This window comes from Hymenobacter norwichensis DSM 15439 (assembly GCF_000420705.1).
In the GTDB taxonomy this organism is placed as follows: domain Bacteria; phylum Bacteroidota; class Bacteroidia; order Cytophagales; family Hymenobacteraceae; genus Hymenobacter; species Hymenobacter norwichensis.
The window spans coordinates 40,846-60,140 of record NZ_ATVL01000007.1 but is presented as its reverse complement, the minus strand read 5'-3'; the positions used below and the strand labels follow the sequence as shown (position 1 = coordinate 60,140).

The following is a 19,295-nucleotide window of genomic DNA, read 5'->3' as shown; positions in this document are numbered from 1 at the left end:
ACGGCCTACCATCGACATGACGGACCTGCCTGATTAACAAGCAACTACCAGCAATCAACAAACAAGACATGTACTTCAAATCCACCTTCTTCGAAGACTACACCCTTGGCGAGAAGCGCGTGACCCTTGGCCGCACCATCACCGAGACGGACTTCGTGGTGCATGCCGGGCACACCGGCGACTTTTTCCCCCACCACCTCGATGCCGAGTGGTGCAAAACACAGCCGTTTGGCCAGCGCATCGCGCACGGCACCATGATTTTCAGCATCGGCATCGGCCTCACAGCTTCCGAAATCAACCCCGAGGCGTTTTCCAAGGGCTACGACCGGCTGCGGTTCGTGAAGCCAGTGTTCATTGGCAACACCATCCACTCCGAAGTCACGATTTCCAACAAAGAGGAAGGCAAAAAGCCCGGCTACGGCACCGTGACCGAGCACGTGGAAGTCATCAACGAGCACGGCGAAGTGGTGCTGGCCTGTGACCATCTGCTGGTGGTGAAACTGCGCGCTTAGAACTTAGATGTCAGATATTAGAGCTTAGAAACGTCCTTTCCTGCTTCTAGGCTCTGGTAGCTAAGTGTTCCGTTGTAATTTCTCTCTTCCAAGCTCTCCCATCTAAGTTCTTACTTCTCTAAATCCCGCCCATGGCCCTCCCCACCACTGCTGCCCCCATTGCCGTCGCTACCACCGACCAGAACCGGAATTACCTGTTCCCGTTCATCCTGGTGGTGGGCGTATTCTTTCTGTGGGGCATGGCGCACAGCCTGGATTCCATCCTGATTCCGCACCTCCAAAAGGCCTGCCAGCTCAACAACCGGCAGTCTACCTTGGTTGATACGGCCGTGTTTCTGGCCTACTTTCTGATGGCTATTCCGGCCGGAATCCTGCTGAAGCGGCTGGGCTACAAGACGACCATCATCCTGGGCTTGCTGGCCTTTGCGGGTGGGGCTTTCCTGTTCGTGCCCGCCGCCGATGCCCGTTCCTACGGCCTGTTCCTAACCGCGCTGTTCATCATCGGCTGCGGCCTGACCACGCTGGAAACGGCCGCCAACCCCTACGCCGCCGTACTCGGCCCACCCGAATCCTCAACCAGCCGGCTGAACCTGGCGGCGGCCTTCAACGGCTTGGCCGTTTTCGTGGCGCCGCTCATCGGCACTCGGATGATTCTATCGGGCAAAGAGTACAGCAAGGAGCAGCTGGCGGCCATGACCGACACGGTACGCACAACCTACCTCAATCACGAAGCGGCCGCCGTGAAGCTGCCATATATCGTGCTGGGCGGCGTGCTGGTAGCCGTGGCAGTGCTGTTCTTTTTCAGCAAGCTGCCCGAAGTGAAGGCCGCCGAAGCCGAGCCCTCCGAAGGCGGTGGCTTCTTCGCGGTGCTCAAGCATCGGCACCTCACGTGGGCCGTGGTGGCGCAGTTTTTCTACGTGGGGGCGCAGGTATGCGTGACCAGCTTCTTCATTCGGATGGCCAAGCAAGGGGCGGGTGTCGATGAAATAACGGCCGGCAATTATTTGGCCGTGTACGGGCTGTTGTTCATGGTGGGGCGCTTCATTGGCACCGCTTTGCTGAAGTACATCGCCTCGCAAAAGCTACTCTCGATTTACGCCATCGTTGCTATGGCGCTGTGTGCGGTGGCTGTGTTCGGCGACGGGGCCTACGTCATTTACGCGCTTGGCGGGCTGGGCTTCTTCATGAGTATCATGTTCCCCACCATCTTCGCCCTGGGCATTGCCGGCCTCGGCGACGACACCAAACCTGGCTCGTCGTGGCTGGTCATGTCGATTGTGGGCGGCGCCATTATGCCCTATCTGATGGGCTCCCTCATCGACCTGCGCGGCGACAATATCCAGATTGGCTACCTCATCCCGCTGGTCTGCTACCTAGTGGTGCTGCTCTTCGGGCTGTACGGCTACCGGATAAAAGGGAAGCTAGCATAGCTCATCCGCACAAACCAACACGACGACCTAACAAATTAAACGCTCCCATGAAAACCCGCTTGCTTCCCAAGGCCCTCCTACTGCTCGCGCTGCCGTTTTGCGGTGGGCTGCCGGCTCCGGTGTGTGCCCAGCAAGCACCAGCAGTTGACTTGCAAGCAGTCTTCCAGAACCCGCCTGAGGCCGCCAAGCCGTGGGTTTTCTGGTACTGGATGAACGCCGCCGTAACGCCCGAGGGCATCACCGCCGACTTGGAAGCCATGCGCGAGGCTGGCATCGGCGGCGCCTACCTCATGCCGATTAAGGGCGTGGAAAATCCGCCGGCCATTACGCCCCCGGCTGTGCAACTCTCGCCGCGCTGGTGGCAGATGGTGAAGCACGCCATGACCGAAGCCGACCGCCTCAACCTGAAACTGGCCATGCACGTCAGCGACGGGTTTGCACTGGCGGGCGGCCCCTGGATTACGCCAGAGCTGTCGATGCAGAAGGTGGTGTACACGCAGACCCAAGTGCAGGGCGGGCGGCGCATCAACCAGGTGCTGTCGAAGGCCACCACCGTGCAGAACTACTACCGCGACATTGCAGTGTACGCCTACCCTACCCCTGTGGGCGCTACGACTACCGCCGCTAAACCACAGGTTACGAGCAGCATAGCAGGCACTAAGCCGGAATTATTGGCTGTACTAGGCAACAAGGAGGGCTTCAAAACTAGTGAGCCGGGCTGGATCCAGTATGCCTACGCGCAGCCATTTACCTGCCGCTCCATCCGCATCCGGTCAACGGGCTATAACTACCAGGTCAACCGCCTGCGGGTGGAAGCCAGCACCGACGGCCGCACCTTCCGGCCAGTTGTGCAACTGACGCCGCCCCGCAGCGGCTGGCAGGACAGCAGCGCCGTAACGCACGCCATTCAGGCCACTACGGCGCGGTTTTTCCGGTTTGTGTACGACCCGGCCGGCTCGGAACCAGGTGCCGAGGACCTCGACGCGGCCAAGTGGAAACAGTCGTTGAAGGTGACGGAAATTCGATTGTCGGGTGAGGCGCGCATCAATCAGTATGAAGGCAAAAACGGCGAAGTATGGCGCGTGAGTCCGCGCACCACCGCCCAGCAACTCCCCGATTCGCTGTGCGTGCCGCTTAACAAAGTCGTTAACCTGACCGGCAAGATGGATGCCAACGGCCGCCTGATCTGGACCGCACCACCCGGCAACTGGACGGTACTGCGCGTAGGACACGGCTCGACGGGCCAAATCAACACCACCGGCGGCGGGGCCCGCGGCCTGGAGTGCGACAAGTTCAACCCCGAGGCCGTGAAGCTGCAATTCGACAGCTGGTTTGGCGAAGCCATCCGCCAGGGCGGGCCGGAACTGGCTGGTCGGGTGCTGAAAATGTTCCATGTGGACAGCTGGGAGTGCGGCTCGCAGAACTGGTCGACCAACTTTGCCACCGAATTCCAGCAGCGCCGCGGCTATGATGTGCTGCCCTACCTTCCGGTGCTGGCCGGGGTGCCGCTGGAAAGCGCCGACGTATCGGAGCGGGTGCTGTTTGACGTACGCCAGACCATTGCCGAGTTGGTAAACGACAAGTTTTACGTGACGCTGAAAGAGCAGGCGCACGCCAAAGGCTGCACGTTTTCGGCCGAAGCCATTGCGCCCACGATGGTGAGCGACGGCCTGCTGCACTACCAGCACGCCGACGTGCCGATGGGCGAGTTCTGGCTGCGCAGCCCCACCCACGACAAACCCAACGACATGCTCGACGCCATTTCGGGCGCGCACATCTACGGCAAGAACATCGTGCAGGCCGAGGCGTTTACCGAGCTAAAACTGGCCTGGGACGAGCACCCCGGCATGCTGAAAGCCCTACAAGACCGCAACTACGCCCTGGGCGTCAACCGGATGGTGTACCACGTATTCGTGCACAACCCGTGGCTGAACCGCAAGCCGGGTATGACGCTGAGCGGCATCGGCCTGTTCTTCCAGCGCGACCAAACCTGGTGGAAACCCGGCCGCGCCTGGGTGGACTACGCCCGCCGCTGCCAGGCCCTCCTGCAACTCGGCCACCCCGTAACCGATGTGGCGGTTTTCACCGGCGAGGAAACTCCGCGCCGCGCCATTCTGCCCAACAAGCTAGTTCCCGACCTACCGGGCATTTTCGGGCCGCAAGCTGTGGCCGCTGAACAAAAGCGCCTCGCCAACAAGGGCCTGCCCATGCGTGAACAGCCGGAAAAAGTATCGGCTTCGGCCAACATGGAAACCGCCGCCATGCTCGTGGACCCACTGCATGGCTACACCTACGACTCGTTCAACAAGGATGCGCTGCTGCGCTTAGCGAAGGTGGAAAACGGCCGTATTGTACTGCCGGGCGGGGCTAGCTACGGCTTGCTGGTGGTGCCAGGGGCCCAAAAGATGAGCCCCGACAGCACAGCCATGTCCCCGGCCGTGGCCCAGCGCCTGCGGGAATTGGTAGAGGCCGGGGCCACCGTGCTGCTCAACCGCCGCCCAACTCACTCACCAGAGCTGCGCAACTACCCGGCTGCCGACCAGGCCACCCAGCAGCTTACGGCGCAATTGCCCGCCACGAATGGTCCTACGGCTTCCGCTGCCGTAGCGCCTCTGTCGTTTGGGCAAGGCCGGGTGGTGCAGGGGCCGTACACGGCGGAGTCGTTTGAGGCGCTGGGTTTGGCGCGCGACGTGGTGGCCAACACCGCCGGTGGCCAGCGTGCCAGCGGTATTGCCTGGACCCACCGCGCCGGCACCGGTTTCGATATCTACTTCATTTCCAATCAGCTCGACTCTGCCCGCACCATCGACTTATCGTTGCGATTGGCGGGGCGCAAGCCGGAGCTGTGGGATGCCGTGACTGGCGAAATACAACCGGCTCGCAAGTGGCTTACTGAAAACGGCCGGACGCGGCTACCACTGCATCTAGACCGCAATGGGTCGGTGTTCGTGGTGTTCCGGGAATTAGCCACGCAAACCACCGCTTCAGCCGGTTCCAACTGGACGACGGTGAAGCCGGTGCAAACTATAGCGGGGCCGTGGCAAGTCAGCTTCGACAGCAAGCAGCGCGGCCCGGCGCAACCCGTCACGTTCAACCAGCTCACCGACTGGAGTCAGCATTCCGACGAGACCATTCGCCACTATTCCGGCACCGCCGAATACACCCACGCCTTCCGCTGGAAGGGGAAGAAACGCCCCCAGCAGCGCGTGTGGCTGGAACTGGGCCAGGTGGCCAACCTAGCCGAAGTACAACTCAACGGCAAGCCCGTCGGTACCGCCTGGACTGCCCCATACCGTCTCGACATCACCGACGCCGTGCGCAAAGGCGACAACCAGCTCCGCATCCTCATGACTAATACCTGGGCCAACCGCCTTACCGGCGACCAAACCCTCCCCCCCGATCAGCGCCCCACTTGGACGCCCGCTCCCTCCCCCGCCGCCACTAAGCCCCTCCTGCCCGCTGGCTTGCTGGGCCCAGTGACCATCGGTGTTTCCACTGAATCAACACGCTCAAAATAGCCTTAATTAAGAACAGAACGTCATGCAGAGCGCAGCGAAGCATCTCGCGTGCTGACTCTTGATTACCACTCCAGCATCAGCACGCGAGATGCTTCGCTGCGCTCTGCATGACGTTCATATTCACTTACTACCATGACCTTTCCCACCTATAAGTTTCTTGCTGCGGGGCTGCTGTTTGGCGCCGCGGTTGGCCAGCCGGCCGCGGCTCAGCAGAAGGCCCTGACCAACACTTCCGCCAGCACCCACGCCAAGCTCAGCAGCGTGGACATGGGCGGCGCGACCTGGACCACCGGCTTCTGGGCCGAGCGGTTCGATGTGTGTCAGAAGTCCATGATTCCGACCATGTGGGAGCTTTACCACAGCGACCGAAACCACGCCTACAAGAACTTCGAAATTGCGGCTGGTCTGGCCAAAGGCGGGCACAAAGGTCCGCCCTTCCACGACGGCGACTTTTTCAAGTTGCTGGAAGCCTTGGCCGCTTCCTACGCCGTCACTCACGACCCCAAGCTCGATAAGCAGCTCGACGAAGCCATTGCCTTGATTGCCAAGGTGCAGCGAGCCGATGGCTACATCAGCACGCACAGCACCATTGCCGAGCTGAATAATCCGGGGCAGAAGGCGGCTTTTAAGGACCGGCTGAACTTCGAGACCTACAACCTGGGCCACCTGATGACGGCGGCCTGCGTACATTACCGCGCTACCGGCAAGACTTCTATGCTGGACCTGGCGAAGAAGTCCACAGATTACCTCTACAACTTCTACAAAAGGGCCTCACCGGAGCTGGCACGCAACGCCATTTGCCCCTCGCACTATATGGGCGTGGTGGAAATGTACCGCACCACCCGCGACCCGCGCTACCTGGAATTAGCCCAGAGCCTGATTAATATTCGGGGTTTGGCGGCCGACATCGGCACCGACGACAACCAAGACCGGGTTCCATTTCGGCAGATGCAGAAAGCCGGCGGCCACGCTGTGCGGGCCAATTACCTCTTCGCCGGGGCCGCTGACGTGTACGCCGAAACCGGCGACAAAACCCTGCTCACCACCCTCGACCGGATGTGGGACGACGTGACCCAGCACAAGATGTACGTGACGGGTGCCTGCGGAGCCCTCTACGACGGCGTATCACCGGACGGCACGGCCTACAAGCCCGATACGGTGCAGAAAATCCACCAGGCCTACGGCCGCGACTACCAACTACCCAACCACACGGCTCACGGCGAAACCTGCGCCAACATCGGCAACGTGCTCTGGAACTGGCGGATGCTGCAAGTAACCGCCGACGCCAAGTACGCCGACGTGCTGGAAACGTCCCTCTACAACAGCGTGTTGTCGGGCATCAGCCTGGACGGGCAACTCTTTCTGTACACCAACCCGCTGGCGTATTCGGCGGCGCTGCCGTTTTCGCAGCGGTGGTCGAAGGAGCGGGTGGACTATATCAGCCTCTCCAACTGCTGCCCGCCCAACGTGGTGCGCACCATTTCGGAGGTGAACAACTACCTCTACAGCGTTTCGGATAAGGGCTTGTGGCTGAACCTATACGGCGGCAACAACCTAAACACCAAGCTAAAAGACGGCTCCCCCGTCAAGCTCACCGAGGAAACCAACTACCCTTGGGACGGCGCCGTGAAACTGACACTGAGTGAAGCCCCGAAGAAGCCGTTTTCGTTGTTTCTGCGGGTGCCGGGCTGGTGCGAAGGCGCTACGCTGCTCGTGAACGGCAAGCCCGAATCGGTGACACTGAAGCCGGGCACATACGCCGAGGTGAACCGCCGCTGGAAAGCCGGCGACAAAGTGGAACTGAACCTGCCGATGCCCGCGCAACTCGTTGAAACCAACCCGCTGGTAGAGGAAAACCGCAACCAAGTGGCTGTGAAGCGCGGCCCTGTGGTGTATTGCCTCGAAGCCGCCGACCTGCCCGCCGGCAAACCCCTGAGCGGCCTGCTGATACCCGCCAGCACCACGTTCACCCCGCGCCACAACACCGTAGCCGGCTCCGATATCGTCTGGCTGGAAGGCCAGGGCGAATTCGTGGACAATTCGGCCTGGAAAGGCCAGCTCTACCACCCCATCAGCAAGCCCCAGCCCACGCCCGTCCCCTTCAAGCTCATCCCCTACTACGCCTGGGGCAACCGCGGCTTAGGTGACATGCAGGTGTGGCTGCCGGTGAGCCGGTAACTACCATTCTAAAAGATTAGAGCTAGCTAAAATACTAGTTCCCCTCAGATGAGGAGGGGCTGGGGGTGGTTGAAGAACTAGAAACCAGTGCTAGTAAATCGTTCAATGGGTTTTCAACCACCCCTAGCCCCTCCTCATCTGAGGAGGGGAACTAGTACTAGCCTTAGATATTAACTAGCGTTTTCATGAAAATAAAGGCTCTTTCTCTTCTCTCTCTGTTCATCTTCGCCCCACTCCTGCTGCGGGCCGAGGTCAAGTTGCCTTCCCTTTTCACCGATAACATGGTGTTCCAGCAGCAAGCCGAATGCGCCGTGTGGGGTTGGGCCAAGGCGGGCAGCACCGTAACAGTAGCACCAAGCTGGGGCAAGCAGAAATACACCGCCAAGGTGGACGCGGCGGGCAAGTGGCGGCTGAAGGTAAAAACCCCAACGGCCGGCGGGCCTTATGAGTTGACCATCAACGACGGTACGCCCGTGAAGCTAAAGAACGTGCTGGTAGGAGAAGTATGGCTGTGTGGCGGTCAATCGAACATGGAAATGCCCATGAAGGGATTCAAGGGCCAACCCATATTGGGTTCCAACGAGGCTATTCTGCGCTCGAAAAACGACCAACTCCGCCTTTACACCGTACCCCGCTCTTCAGTGACGGAGCCCCAGGAAAACAGCAAACCGTCGCCGTGGCGCCTGGCGGAACCGGAAGCCGTATCCAATTTCAGCGCCACTGGCTACTATTTCGGGCGGCTGCTTCAGGAGCAACTGCAAGTGCCGGTGGGGCTGATTCATTGCAGCTACAGCGGCTCCTACATCGAAGCGTGGATGGACGCCGAGAACCTGCGGCAGTTTGCCGGGGTGAAGATTCCGGTGAAAGGCGACACCATTAAGTTGGTCAGCCGCACCCCTACCACGCTGTACAATGGCATGCTGCATCCTATTGAGGGCTACGGTATTAAAGGCGCTATCTGGTACCAGGGCGAATCCAACTACGACCGGCCCGATGAGTATGCCAAGCTGTTTACCGCCATGGTGAAGCAGTGGCGCACGAAGTGGGGTATGGGCGACTTCCCGTTCTACTACGCCCAGATTGCGCCCTTCGATTACACCCGCACCTCCACCAACAAGGGCGGCAAGTACAACTCGGCTTTCATCCGCGATACGCAGCGCAAGTTGCAAGACCAGGTGCCCAACACCGCCATGGCCGTTATGCTGGACATCGGCGAGGAAACGTCCATTCACCCCATGCGCAAAGAGCCCGGCGGCACCCGCCTGGCGTTGCTGGCTTTGTCGCAAACCTACGGGCGGAAAGGCTTCGGCGCCCTAAGTCCGAACTATGAATCGATGACGGTGAAGGACAACTCGGCGGTGGTGCGCTTTAAAAACGCGCCGAACGGCATGACCAGCTTCGGGCAGGAGCTGACCGGCTTCGAAGTAGCCGGCGCCGACCAAAAGTTCTACCCCGCCAAAGCCACCATCAACGGCAGCAGCATCACCGTGTCGGCTGAGGTAGTTAAGGCACCCATAGCGGTGCGCTACGCCTTCCAGGACTTCACGCGGGCCACTCTGTTCAGCAACGAAGGCCTGCCGGTTTCGTCGTTCCGCACCGACGACTGGGCGCAATGAGTTTGTTCTATCGGGCGCCTCACCCCCCGGCCCCCTCTCCCGTGGAGAGGGGGAGCCTGACGATTCAAAACCTCGCCCCTTGGCCCCCTCTCCCGTGGAGAGGGGGCCAAGGGGCGAGGCCCTTCGTCTGCACGATCCTGGCACTCCTGCCCTTCCTCGCCACCGCCCAAAAGCCTACGGCAGAAAATCCCGAACTCACCACCAACAACATTACCTGGACTAGCCCGAGCAAAAACAGCGGCGAATCCATGCCGTGCGGGGGCGGTGATATTGGGCTGAACGTATGGAGCGAGGGCGGCGACGTGCTGTTCTACGTTGCCCGTAGCGGCACTTTCGATGAGAACAACAGCCTGTTGAAACTGGGCCGGGTGCGCTTGCGCCTGAGCCCGAACCCGTTTGAAGGCGGCACCTTCAGGCAGCAACTCAATCTGCAAACTGGCGACGTGACGCTAACCGGCACGGCTGGCAACCGTTCCACGCAGGTGCACATCTGGGTGGATGTGTTTCGGCCGGTGGTACACGTGGAAGTGAGCAGCCCCGAGAAGCTGACGGCTACGGCCAGCTACGAAAGCTGGCGATTTCAGGACCGGGTGCTGAAAGGCAAGGAAAACAACCAGAATTCCTACAAGTGGGCACCCCAGGGCGAAGTAAAAACCCGCCACGACAGCATCAGCTTCAGGGGCCAAACCGTCGAGTTTTTCCACCAGAACCGTCCGCAAACCGTCTTCGATGTGACCGTGCAGCAGCAGGGCTTGACAGCGGTAAAAGCGCAGCTATTCAACCCGTTGCAGAACCTGATTTTCGGTGGGGCACTGCAAGGACCGAACATGGTGCCGGCTGGTACCACCGACGGTCAATACCTGCGCACGCCCTACCGCGGCTGGGCGCTGAAAAGCCGCCAACCGGCCCGCTCCCACTCGTTCACGCTGGCGTTGCACACAACCGTCGCCCCGACGGTGGCGCAGTGGCAGCAGGAGCTACAACAGCCCCTGAAAGCTGCCCGGCAGAACCCGAAAGAGGACCGCACGCGCACCGTGGCGTGGTGGAGCGACTACTGGCAGCGCAGCTTCATTCACATTCAGCCGGGTAAAGCGGCGGCCAACGCACCCGAGTGGCAGGCGGGCCGCAACTACCAGTTGATGCGCTACATGCTGGGCTGCAACGCTTTCGGGCAGTATCCCACCAAGTTCAATGGCGGCCTGTTCACCTACGACCCGGCCCTCACCGACTCCACGCTGAAGTTTACGCCGGACTTCCGCAACTGGGGCGGCGGCACCCACACCGCCCAAAACCAGCGCCTCGTGTACTGGCCCCTGCTCAAAAGCGGCGACGCGGCCCTGCTCAAGCCCCAATTCGATTTCTACCTCCGCCTCCTGCGCAACGCCGAGCTACGCAGCCAGACCTACTGGAACCACCGCGGCGCCTGCTTCACCGAGCAGCTCGAAAACTTCGGCCTCCCCAATCCCGCTGAATACAACTGGAAACGCCCCGCCGACTACGACAAAGGCCTGGAGCACAACGCTTGGCTGGAATACGAGTGGGACACCGTGCTGGAATTCTGCCTGATGATGCTCGACGCCGAGCAGTACGCCAGCCAGGATGCCACGCCGTATTTACCCTTCATCGAGAGCTGCCTCACCTTCTTCGACCAGCACTACCAGTACCTCGCTCGCCAGCGCGGCGCCAAAGCCCTCGACGGCGAAGGCCACCTCGTCCTGTACCCTGGCTCGGGGGCCGAGACCTACAAGATGGCCTACAACTCCACCGCCACCATTGCCGGCCTGCGCACCGTGCTAACGCGCCTGCTGGCATTGCCCACCACCTACGGCACGCCCGAGCAGCGCCAGCAATGGACCGCCATGCTGGGCCGGATTCCGGAAATCAGCCTACGGGAAGTGGAAGGCCACCAGCTGCTGGCCCCGGCCAAACTGTGGGAACGGGTCAACAACACGGAGAGCCCGCAGCTCTACCCGGTGTTTCCGTGGGGAATCTACGGCATCGGGAAGCCCGACCTGGCTACGGCCGTCAACACCTACCGCTACGACCCTGACGTACAGAAATTCCGCAGCCACGTGGGCTGGAAGCAGCACAACATCTTCGCCGCCCGCCTCGGCCTGACGGAGGAAGCCGCCGAGCTAACAGTGAAGAAACTGCAAGACTCGGGCCGCCGCTTCCCTGCCTTCTGGGGCCCCGGCTACGACTGGACGCCCGACCACAACTGGGGCGGCTCCGGCATGATTGGCCTGCAAGAAATGCTGCTCCAAACCGACGGCCGCCGCATCTTCCTGCTCCCCGCCTGGCCCCGCGACTGGGACGTGCATTTCAAGCTCCACGCCCCCTACCAAACCACCATCGAAGCTGAAGTAAAAGACGGCAAAGCCCGGATTATCAGCGTCACGCCGGAGTCGAGGCGCAAGGATATTATGATGGATTGATACGGAACGAGTACGCTCTGAGTGCTGGCAGCAAGTCGCGGCTTTGCAGGCAATACTCTGGGTTTGGCAAATCAAATGGGTAGGCTTATTGGTTGTAGCGGTTCTTGTTTCAACAAACCGAGTATATGTCAACCAACGCCTTGTTCGCGCCATTCGCGCTGAAGTCCTTGCAATTGAAAAACCGCATCGTCATGGCTCCCATGACGCGCTCCTTCTCTCCCAACGGCGTGCCCGGCCCCGACGTAGCCGCCTATTACCGCCGCCGCGCCGAGGGCCAAGTGGGCCTGATTCTGTCGGAAGGCACGGTGGTAGAGCGCCCGGCCTCGTCCAACGACCCCAACATTCCGCATTTCTACGGCGAGCAGGCCCTGGCCGGCTGGCAGCACGTTATCAAGGAAGTACACGCCGGCGGCGGCAAAATGGGCCCGCAGCTCTGGCATATGGGCGTGATGAGCGAGCATGGTTCCGGCTGGAAACCGTCGGAAGCTTTCGAGGGGCCGTCGGGCCTGCTCAAGCCGGGCCAAGCTACCGGCAAGGCCATGACTGAAAACGACATCACCGACACCATTGCTGCTTTCGGGCAGGCGGCTGCCGATACCAAGCGCCTGGGCTTCGACTGCCTGGAACTGCACGGCGCCCACGGCTACCTGATCGACCAGTTTTTCTGGGCCGGCCTCAACCAGCGCACCGACAGCTACGGCGGCGACGAGCTAACCGCCCGCAGCCGCATTGCCGTGGAACTGGTACAGGAAGTGCGCCGCCAAGTGGGCGAAGACTTCGTCATCAGCCTACGCCTCTCGCAGTGGAAACAGCAGGATTACGACGCAAAACTGGCCCACTCGCCGCAGGAAATGGAGGCGTGGCTCCGGCCCCTGGCCGATGCCGGCGTGGATATTTTCCACTGCTCGCAGCGCCGTTTCTGGGAGCCCGAATTCGAGAACGAAGGCTCGGATTTGAACTTCGCGGGCTGGGTGAAAAAGCTTACCGGCAAAACCACCATTACCGTGGGCTCGGTGGGATTGTCGGGCGAATTCCTGGCTGGCTTCGCGGGTGAAGCCTCCGAGCCACGCTCCCTTGATGAACTGCTGCGCCGCCTCGACCGCAACGAGTTTGACCTCGTAGCCGTGGGCCGCCAGTTGATTGTGGACCCGAACTGGGTGGAGAAAATCCAGCAGGGCCGCTCCGACGAAATGAAGGGCTACAGCCGCGAGGCCCTGAGCACGTTGGTATAACCGCTTCCGGCAGTATTTTCCTGTCTGCTTTTCCAGTGACAATCCCAGCCACCTTGCACGAGGTGGCTGGGATTGTCAGTTTCCAAGGAACGTTGCGGCGCCATTGGGTCCACTTCGGCAATCTAGTGCCCGTTGAATACGATGTACAGCCCCACCATCACGACGGCCAGCGCGGCCCACAGCAGGCGCACCCGCGGCGTGGGTTTGGCCAGTACGCCGTAGTCCACGGCTTGGCGGGCGGCCTGGCCGGCGGGGTCGGTGAGGGAGACTAGCACGGCGGCCACGAACAGCGCGGCGAAGATGAGGAACGACAGCACCAGATAGTGCGGCCAGAAGCTATACTGGCTGGGCGGCAGCACCCACAAATACACCACGCCCACGCCTAAGCTAAACGCCGAACCTACCGACAGAATGCCGTTTACGGCCCGCTGGGTGGTACGCCGCCAGAACACCGTCAGCAGGAACACCACGGCCAGCGGCGGCGCAATGAACCCGAGCACCGCCTGAAATACGTCGAACAGGTTGAGGCCCTTCACTGAGTCGATGGCCAGGGCCACGAGCACGGCGAAGGCGCAACCCACCAGCACCGTCAGGCGGCCAACGCGCACTACGTCCTTTTCGGTGGCCTGGGGGTTGATATTGCGGGCGTACACGTCCATGGCAAACACGGTGCTCAGCGCGTTCAATGACGAGCTGATGGTGCCCACCAGCACTGCAATCAGCACCACGATAACCAAGCCCTTCATGCCGGCCGGAAACAGGGTGGTCACCATCGTCATGTAGGCTTGGTCGGGGCTGGCGAGGTTGGGGAACAGGATGTAGCACAGGATGCCAGTGAGAATGAACAGCGGCAACGACAGGATTTTCAGCCAGCCGATGAAGTTCACGCCCAGTTGCCCCTGCTCCAAACTCTTGGCCCCCAGCACCGACTGCACCATGGCTTGGTCGGTGCAGAAAAACGCCACCGCTGACACCGGATAACCCAGTAGGATGGCGTACCACGGATACTTGGGGTCGGAAGCAGGCTGCACAAGGTTCCAATAATGACTTGGTACGCTGTTCCAGAGCTTGCTCAGACCGCCTACTTTGTTCACCCCAATCACCGTCAGCGTGAGCGAAACCCCGATGAGCAGCAGCATCTGAAACACGTTCACCTTGGCAATGGCTTTCAGGCCGCCGGCAAACGTGAAGAAACCCGCAAATAGCACCAGCACAATCACCGACTGCCACATCGGAATGCCCAAAATCTGGCGCACCAGTACCCCACCCGAGAACAAGCCCAACGACAGCCACGAAATCAGAATCTTAATCAGGGCGTACCAGGCCAGGATATTCTGGGTGGAGTCGCCGAACTGCCGGCCCATGAAGCCGGGCATCGTGCTGACGTTGGCGGCCAAGTAACGCGGCGCAAACACCACCGCCAGCAGAAACAGGAATACAAAGGCGTACCACTCGAAATTCACCGCCACAATGCCCGTGCTGTACCCAATGCTGGCAAAGGCCAGCAGCATCGATGGCCCCACATTCGTGCCCCACATGTTGAACCCAATGCTGGCCCACCCCAACGACTTGTTCGCCAGAAACAACGATTCCTCGGTTTTCTCTCTCTTCGAGAAGCTGGCCCGGTAGCCGATGGCAAACAGGATAACGAGGTACGCCGCCACAATAGCGTAGTCCCAAATGGTAAGCCGGCCAAGTAGATTATTGCCCATGTGGTAGGGAAAGTGGGATTTTGGAGTAGGATTAGGGACAGGTAGCTAAACAGAAAATCAGAACGTCATACAGAGGCGCCGCCGAAGCATCTCGCCTGCTGACGCTAGAGCAGTAATCTCACCCACTCCAAGTGCACAAATCGATAGGTTTCCAATCTGGATTAAGCGTTGTAACCAAGGCTTCCTTCTTGGATCGGCTCCAGCCTTTTATTTCCTTCCCGCGGACAATAGCTTGCTGAGCATCAGGACATAGCTCAAAATACACCAGCAGATTGCACTGGTATCGACCAGTGAACTTACCTGCGTTTCCTAGCCCCTGGGAGTGCTCATACAGTCGGCGCTCCAAGTCATTTGTAACGCCGGTGTATAAGACGGTGCGCGCAGGGTTTGTCAGCAGGTAGACGCAGTAGCTCATGGAAGCGCAAGTAGTTTGCAGGAGTCAGCACGCGAGATGCTTCGCTGCGCTCTGCATGACGGCCTTTTAGGGCTTTCTTGTGTCTTTCTATATAATCTTACAGCCCGTTTTCCTTTAGAATATCCTGCACTTTCACTGGCTGGCCGGTTTGCAATGACCGGTCCATGGCTTGGAGCAGGGCGATGGTGCCGATGCCTTCGTGGATGTCGGGGTAGGCGGTGAAGTTCTGGTTGATGGAATCGGCGAAGTAGTCGAGGTAGTTTTGGTACTCGCCGGCGTGGTGGCTCTTGCCCTCGAAACGGAAGTAGTGCTTGAGCTTGTGCTCCCAGGTGATGAGGCGCTCCTCCCCTGTTTTATCCGTAATAGCGTAGCGCAGGTCCATGTAGTCGCCTTGGCTGGCGCCCTCGGTGCCGCGCAGGATGCAGCTCATTTCCGAGTCGCGCTGCACGGGCTGCACGGGGCCGGTGTAGCAGCCGCTCACGCGAGCCACGCGGCCGTCGGTGGCCTTGAAGATGAAGTGCATGGTGTCGGGGTTCTTGAGGCCGCCTTCGCGCCCGTTGGAGCTAAGCACGCCGTAGCCCATTACTTCCTCTATGTTGGGCAGGTACCACCGAACGAAATCCACGGGGTGGCTGAGGCCGCCGTAGAGCCACTTGAAGCTATCCTGCAACGACCAGCCTTTGGCCAGAAACCAGCGGTGGTCGGCGTGGTAGTAGCTCTCGATGCTGATTAGCTCCCCAATCAGGCCGGCTTCGTAGTCGGCGCGCTGGCGCTTCATCGGCTCGAAAAACCGGGAGCTTTGGCCCACAAACACCTTTTTGCCCGATTGCTCGGCCAGCGCCAACAGCTCGTTGGCTTTGGACAGGTCGTCAATAAACGGCTTGGTGCAGACCACGTGCTTACCGGCGCGCAACGCCTGCGCCACATGCTCGGCGTGCAGGTGGTCGGGCGTGTAGATGGCAATGGCATCGATTTCCGGGTCGTCGAGCATGTGCTGGTACTGCGCCGTGACCTGCCCCATAAACTGAAACTCATCGACCCGCTGGCGGCACAATTCCTCGTTTCGGTCGCAAATCGTTTTGAGCGTCCAGTTGGAGCTATTCAGCGCGGCCGACATGGTGCTACGGCCTTCGCCCAGGCCCAATATTCCTAGGTTCAACATAAGGGGTGCTTTACTTGGTTTATTGTTGATGAATCGTCATGCAGAGCGCAGCGAAGCATCTCGCGTGCTGATGTATAATTACCACTGCAACGTCAGCACGCGAGATGCTTCGCTACGCTCTGCATGACGGTCTTTTTTGTCTATTTACTTTTTGATGGGCACCAGCTGCTTCACTGGCGCAATGGGCTTCAGGAACACCCAGGCCTCGCCGGGCTTGGTGCCGGGCAGGCCGGTTTGGTACTGCTTCATCAGCGCGTTCCAGTCGTCTACGCGCGGGTTGTGCAGGGTCGTGCGCGGGTTCAGCTCGTCTAGGCTAGCGCCTTTCGGGATGCTGATAACCAGCATCAGCTGCCGGCCCTGGCGGAATACTAGGAGCTGCTGAAAGCTAGCATTGCAGAAGCCGGTGGCTACTTCCGGCCACTGCTCGAACTGGGTGGCGTGATACTGCATGTACTCCTGCTGCTTGGTTTTGTCGTCCACTAGGTTGCAGGTCAGCAGGATGTTGTCCCACTGCTTGGCCGTGGTTTTATCGGGGCATCGCTGCCGGTCGAATTGGTAGAATGGCGCGTCGTAGAGCTTGACGGTACTGCCCGCGTAAATAGCCGCGAGGTTCTTGTGCAGCGCTTGAATATTCTTTGACTTACCGTAAGCCACCAGATGGTTTTGCCAGCGGTACACCCCAGTGGCCGGCACCTGATACTTGCGGCACAGCGCCACCAAGTTTTCCGCTGCCAGCGGCGCTTTACCAGCACCGATAATCTCCACTATCGACGCTTTTTCACCCGCCTGTCCCTGAGCGCTTAGTCCGTGAAACAGCACCAGCAGCAGGGTCACCAGCAAACGAGTGGATGCACGAGGTAGCGCCTTCATTACACGGCCTGATAAGTCACCACGTACTCGCGGCCTTTTTCCAGCTGCAACTCATACTGGTTGTTGCCTTTCACCTGGATTTTCGCGCCTTTGCAGCTGGGTTTGGTCTTGCTAGCGAAACGTAGCGTGCCAGTGCCAACGGCGCCCTTTACTTTCAGCTGCTTAGGCGTGGCGCGCACCGAAATATCGCCCTGCGGCGTTGGTACGGCGCCTTCCATCCATTGCAGGCCGCCGAGGTTGGGCACCACTTCGTAGGTGGCATAGCCGGCCGACAGGGGCTTCACGCCGAGGTAATACTTGCCCAGCAAGTAAATCGGGCTGGCGCCCCAGGCGTGGCAGAGGCTCTTGCCGAAAGGCCGGCCGTACATGCTCAGGTGTTCGGTGCCCTTCTTAGCCGGGTCGTATTCTTCCCAGAACGACGTGGCGCCTTCGTTGAGCATGCCGCCCCAGTAGCTCTTCATTTCCTTGAGCACGTACGGCTGCTCACCTAGCGCGCAGAGAGCTTCCAACTCATAGAAACGCATGTAGGGCGTGGTAATTTTGGCCACCTGGGGGTTCAGCAGCACCGATTTCTTCACCTGCTGCTCCTGCTCGTTGTTGAGGTAGTCGAAGAAGATGGCGAACATATTGGCGTAGCGCGTCACGTTGTCGGTGGGCTGGCCGTTCACGCGGCTGTGCACTAGCGCGCCTTTGCTCTGATTCCAGTAGGTAGCGAAGATTTTGGCTTTGAGGTCGGTGGCGAGCTGCTGGTATTTCTGGGCGCCGGCTTGGTCGTTCACGAGGTTGGCGCACAAGGCCATGCTTTCCAGGCTGCGGCACAACAACAGCTGCTCGAAGCTCACTTCGCCTTTCTTACTTAGCCCGTCGGCCCAGTCGATAAACACCCAGTCGCCGGCCAAGCCTTCCATCAGGCCGTCTTTGTTGCGGCGCGAGAGGCAGTAGTCCATCAGGCTTTGCATGCGCGGGTAAAGCTGGGTCACTACGGTTTTGTCGCCGGTGTACTGGTAGGCGTCGTAGATGCCGATAAACCAGTAAAACGTGTAGTCCATGATGGTGTTGACGTGGCTGGTCACGGGGTCTTTGCCACGCAGCGCGAAGGTGGTCCGGTTCACCGCCGGCGTGTCGAAGTACAGGTAGTAGTTCATCAGGTAGCTCTGGTAAGCGTCGCCCGACCATACCCACCGGTCGCGCTTAATACCGTCGATGAAAAACTCCCGTGTCGTCAACTGCATAGTATAAGCCGCCACGTCCCAAATCTTGTTCAGCTGGTCGTCGGAGCACCGAAACCGGCCCCGTTCCACCACCGGCGCGTACTCGTACAGCATCGACACCGAATCCAGGGTCACGCCGGCCTCGGGCTGGATGTTCACGAACCGAAACGCCTTCGACAGCGAAGTCAGCTTCTCCCCTTTCTGCGGCTGGTTCACGTCCAGGCGCTCCAGCGTTTCGCAGCCCTCGGTGCTCAGCGCCTCTTCCTTGGATTCGCCGAAGTACAACGTGGTTTGCCCCTTGCCTTTCAGCCCGTGCAGCCGCACGTACCCGAAGGTTTCGCGCCCGAAATCCACTAACATGCCGCCGCCCGCAGTACGCGTGACGCTGGCCGCGCGTTGGGGCTCGGTCTTGAGCTTGAAGGTGGAAGGCAGCGCCTGCGCCTCATTGAAGTTCCAGCTACCAGCCGTCAGCCACGTCGTGCCCGACTGGTCCGACACCTTACCCGAGGCGTCAATCCACTCTTTATCCTCGTAAGTCACCAGCCAGCTCCCATCCGTCCCGATGGTTTTGCCGCGCACGAACACCGTCGGTACGTTGGCCTGGTTGTAGACTTTGATGTTGAGCCGGTGCTTGCCCGCTGGCACCGTTAGGCGTGTAGGCGAGCCCGACAGCAGCTTGCCGTCGAGCTTCACGTTGTACTGGCCCTCGGCGCGCAACTCCACTTCCTCGGCCGCTTTCAACTCGAAATCCTGGTGAAAATCGATGAGCGGATAGTGGCTATCCAGCCGCCAGAACGGCGGAAAGAACGTGCCCCGCTCGGTACGGCGGTTCTGCATCTGGTTGCTCAGCCAGATTTCATAGTCGCCGGGGTACCAAATCCAGGTGGCCTTGGAGGCTTGCTGGGCCTGAACGGTATTGACCGTGAGCAGTGCCAGCACGGCGGCAGCTGTTGTGGTGAAGCGCTTGAGGAAGTGGGTTTCTAGCATCAGGTGGGGTGATGGTT

12 protein-coding genes are annotated in these 19,295 nt (G+C 60.2%); 7 read left to right on the top strand and 5 right to left on the bottom strand.

The annotated features are described in order from the left end of the window. The first annotated feature begins 68 nt into the window (after positions 1 to 68). From G536_RS0106450 to G536_RS0106420, 7 genes are all read left to right on the top strand, one after another. Positions 69 to 512 carry a MaoC/PaaZ C-terminal domain-containing protein gene (locus G536_RS0106450; RefSeq protein ID WP_022822769.1) on the top strand — a complete coding sequence of 148 codons (444 nt, stop codon included), beginning with the start codon at positions 69 to 71 and terminating at the stop codon, positions 510 to 512. Positions 513 to 643: 131 nt separating this feature from the next. After that, positions 644 to 1,942, top strand: a complete 1,299-nt coding sequence (fucP, locus tag G536_RS0106445) for an L-fucose:H+ symporter permease (RefSeq protein ID WP_022822768.1) — start codon at positions 644 to 646, stop codon at positions 1,940 to 1,942. A gap of 47 nt (positions 1,943 to 1,989) precedes the next feature. Continuing rightward, positions 1,990 to 5,460, top strand: coding sequence for a glycosyl hydrolase (locus G536_RS26580; protein ID WP_022822767.1), 3,471 nt, complete (start codon positions 1,990 to 1,992; stop codon positions 5,458 to 5,460). Between the two features lie 132 nt (positions 5,461 to 5,592). Then, positions 5,593 to 7,638, top strand: coding sequence for an aceric acid hydrolase (locus G536_RS0106435; protein WP_022822766.1), 2,046 nt, complete (start codon positions 5,593 to 5,595; stop codon positions 7,636 to 7,638). A gap of 185 nt (positions 7,639 to 7,823) precedes the next feature. Then, entirely contained in the window at positions 7,824 to 9,254 is a 1,431-nt protein-coding gene (locus G536_RS0106430; RefSeq protein WP_022822765.1) for a sialate O-acetylesterase, read from the top strand. After that, on the top strand, positions 9,251 to 11,689 hold the full coding sequence (locus tag G536_RS26575) for a DUF5703 domain-containing protein (protein ID WP_022822764.1): 2,439 nt from the start codon (positions 9,251 to 9,253) through the stop codon (positions 11,687 to 11,689). The genes G536_RS0106430 and G536_RS26575 overlap by 4 nt, the downstream gene beginning before the upstream one ends. A gap of 125 nt (positions 11,690 to 11,814) precedes the next feature. Beyond that, complete coding sequence (locus tag G536_RS0106420) at positions 11,815 to 12,921, top strand: NADH:flavin oxidoreductase (protein ID WP_022822763.1); 1,107 nt, start codon at positions 11,815 to 11,817, stop codon at positions 12,919 to 12,921. Positions 12,922 to 13,043: 122 nt separating this feature from the next. On the opposite strand, the gene G536_RS0106415 is transcribed toward G536_RS0106420, so the two are convergent. From G536_RS0106415 to G536_RS0106395, 5 genes are all read right to left on the bottom strand, one after another. Further along, entirely contained in the window at positions 13,044 to 14,633 is a 1,590-nt protein-coding gene (locus tag G536_RS0106415; protein ID WP_022822762.1) for a sodium:solute symporter family transporter, read from the bottom strand. A 118-nt stretch (positions 14,634 to 14,751) separates the two neighbouring features. After that, the gene (locus G536_RS0106410; RefSeq protein WP_022822761.1) at positions 14,752 to 15,048 is read right to left on the bottom strand and encodes a GIY-YIG nuclease family protein; all 297 of its coding nucleotides are present in this window, start codon (positions 15,046 to 15,048) and stop codon (positions 14,752 to 14,754) included. Between the two features lie 97 nt (positions 15,049 to 15,145). Further along, a complete protein-coding gene (locus G536_RS0106405; RefSeq protein WP_022822760.1) occupies positions 15,146 to 16,210 on the bottom strand; it encodes a Gfo/Idh/MocA family protein in 1,065 nt (354 codons plus the stop codon). A 144-nt stretch (positions 16,211 to 16,354) separates the two neighbouring features. Beyond that, positions 16,355 to 17,080, bottom strand: coding sequence for an L-rhamnose mutarotase (locus G536_RS26570; protein WP_051166877.1), 726 nt, complete (start codon positions 17,078 to 17,080; stop codon positions 16,355 to 16,357). Further along, the gene (locus G536_RS0106395; protein WP_022822758.1) at positions 17,080 to 19,278 is read right to left on the bottom strand and encodes an alpha-L-rhamnosidase-related protein; all 2,199 of its coding nucleotides are present in this window, start codon (positions 19,276 to 19,278) and stop codon (positions 17,080 to 17,082) included. Before G536_RS0106395 ends, G536_RS26570 begins: the two co-directional genes overlap by 1 nt. Between the last annotated feature and the right edge of the window lie 17 nt (positions 19,279 to 19,295).

Coding starts and splice junctions, on each gene's coding strand:
- fucP (WP_022822768.1), top strand. CDS start 644: ATGGCCCTCCCCACCACTGCTGCCCCCATTGCCGTCGCTACCACCGAC.
- G536_RS0106435 (WP_022822766.1), top strand. CDS start 5,593: ATGACCTTTCCCACCTATAAGTTTCTTGCTGCGGGGCTGCTGTTTGGC.
- G536_RS0106415 (WP_022822762.1), bottom strand. CDS start 14,633: ATGGGCAATAATCTACTTGGCCGGCTTACCATTTGGGACTACGCTATT.
- G536_RS0106450 (WP_022822769.1), top strand. CDS start 69: ATGTACTTCAAATCCACCTTCTTCGAAGACTACACCCTTGGCGAGAAG.
- G536_RS0106420 (WP_022822763.1), top strand. CDS start 11,815: ATGTCAACCAACGCCTTGTTCGCGCCATTCGCGCTGAAGTCCTTGCAA.
- G536_RS0106410 (WP_022822761.1), bottom strand. CDS start 15,048: ATGAGCTACTGCGTCTACCTGCTGACAAACCCTGCGCGCACCGTCTTA.
- G536_RS26570 (WP_051166877.1), bottom strand. CDS start 17,080: ATGAAGGCGCTACCTCGTGCATCCACTCGTTTGCTGGTGACCCTGCTG.
- G536_RS26580 (WP_022822767.1), top strand. CDS start 1,990: ATGAAAACCCGCTTGCTTCCCAAGGCCCTCCTACTGCTCGCGCTGCCG.
- G536_RS26575 (WP_022822764.1), top strand. CDS start 9,251: ATGAGTTTGTTCTATCGGGCGCCTCACCCCCCGGCCCCCTCTCCCGTG.
- G536_RS0106405 (WP_022822760.1), bottom strand. CDS start 16,210: ATGTTGAACCTAGGAATATTGGGCCTGGGCGAAGGCCGTAGCACCATG.
- G536_RS0106430 (WP_022822765.1), top strand. CDS start 7,824: ATGAAAATAAAGGCTCTTTCTCTTCTCTCTCTGTTCATCTTCGCCCCA.
- G536_RS0106395 (WP_022822758.1), bottom strand. CDS start 19,278: ATGCTAGAAACCCACTTCCTCAAGCGCTTCACCACAACAGCTGCCGCC.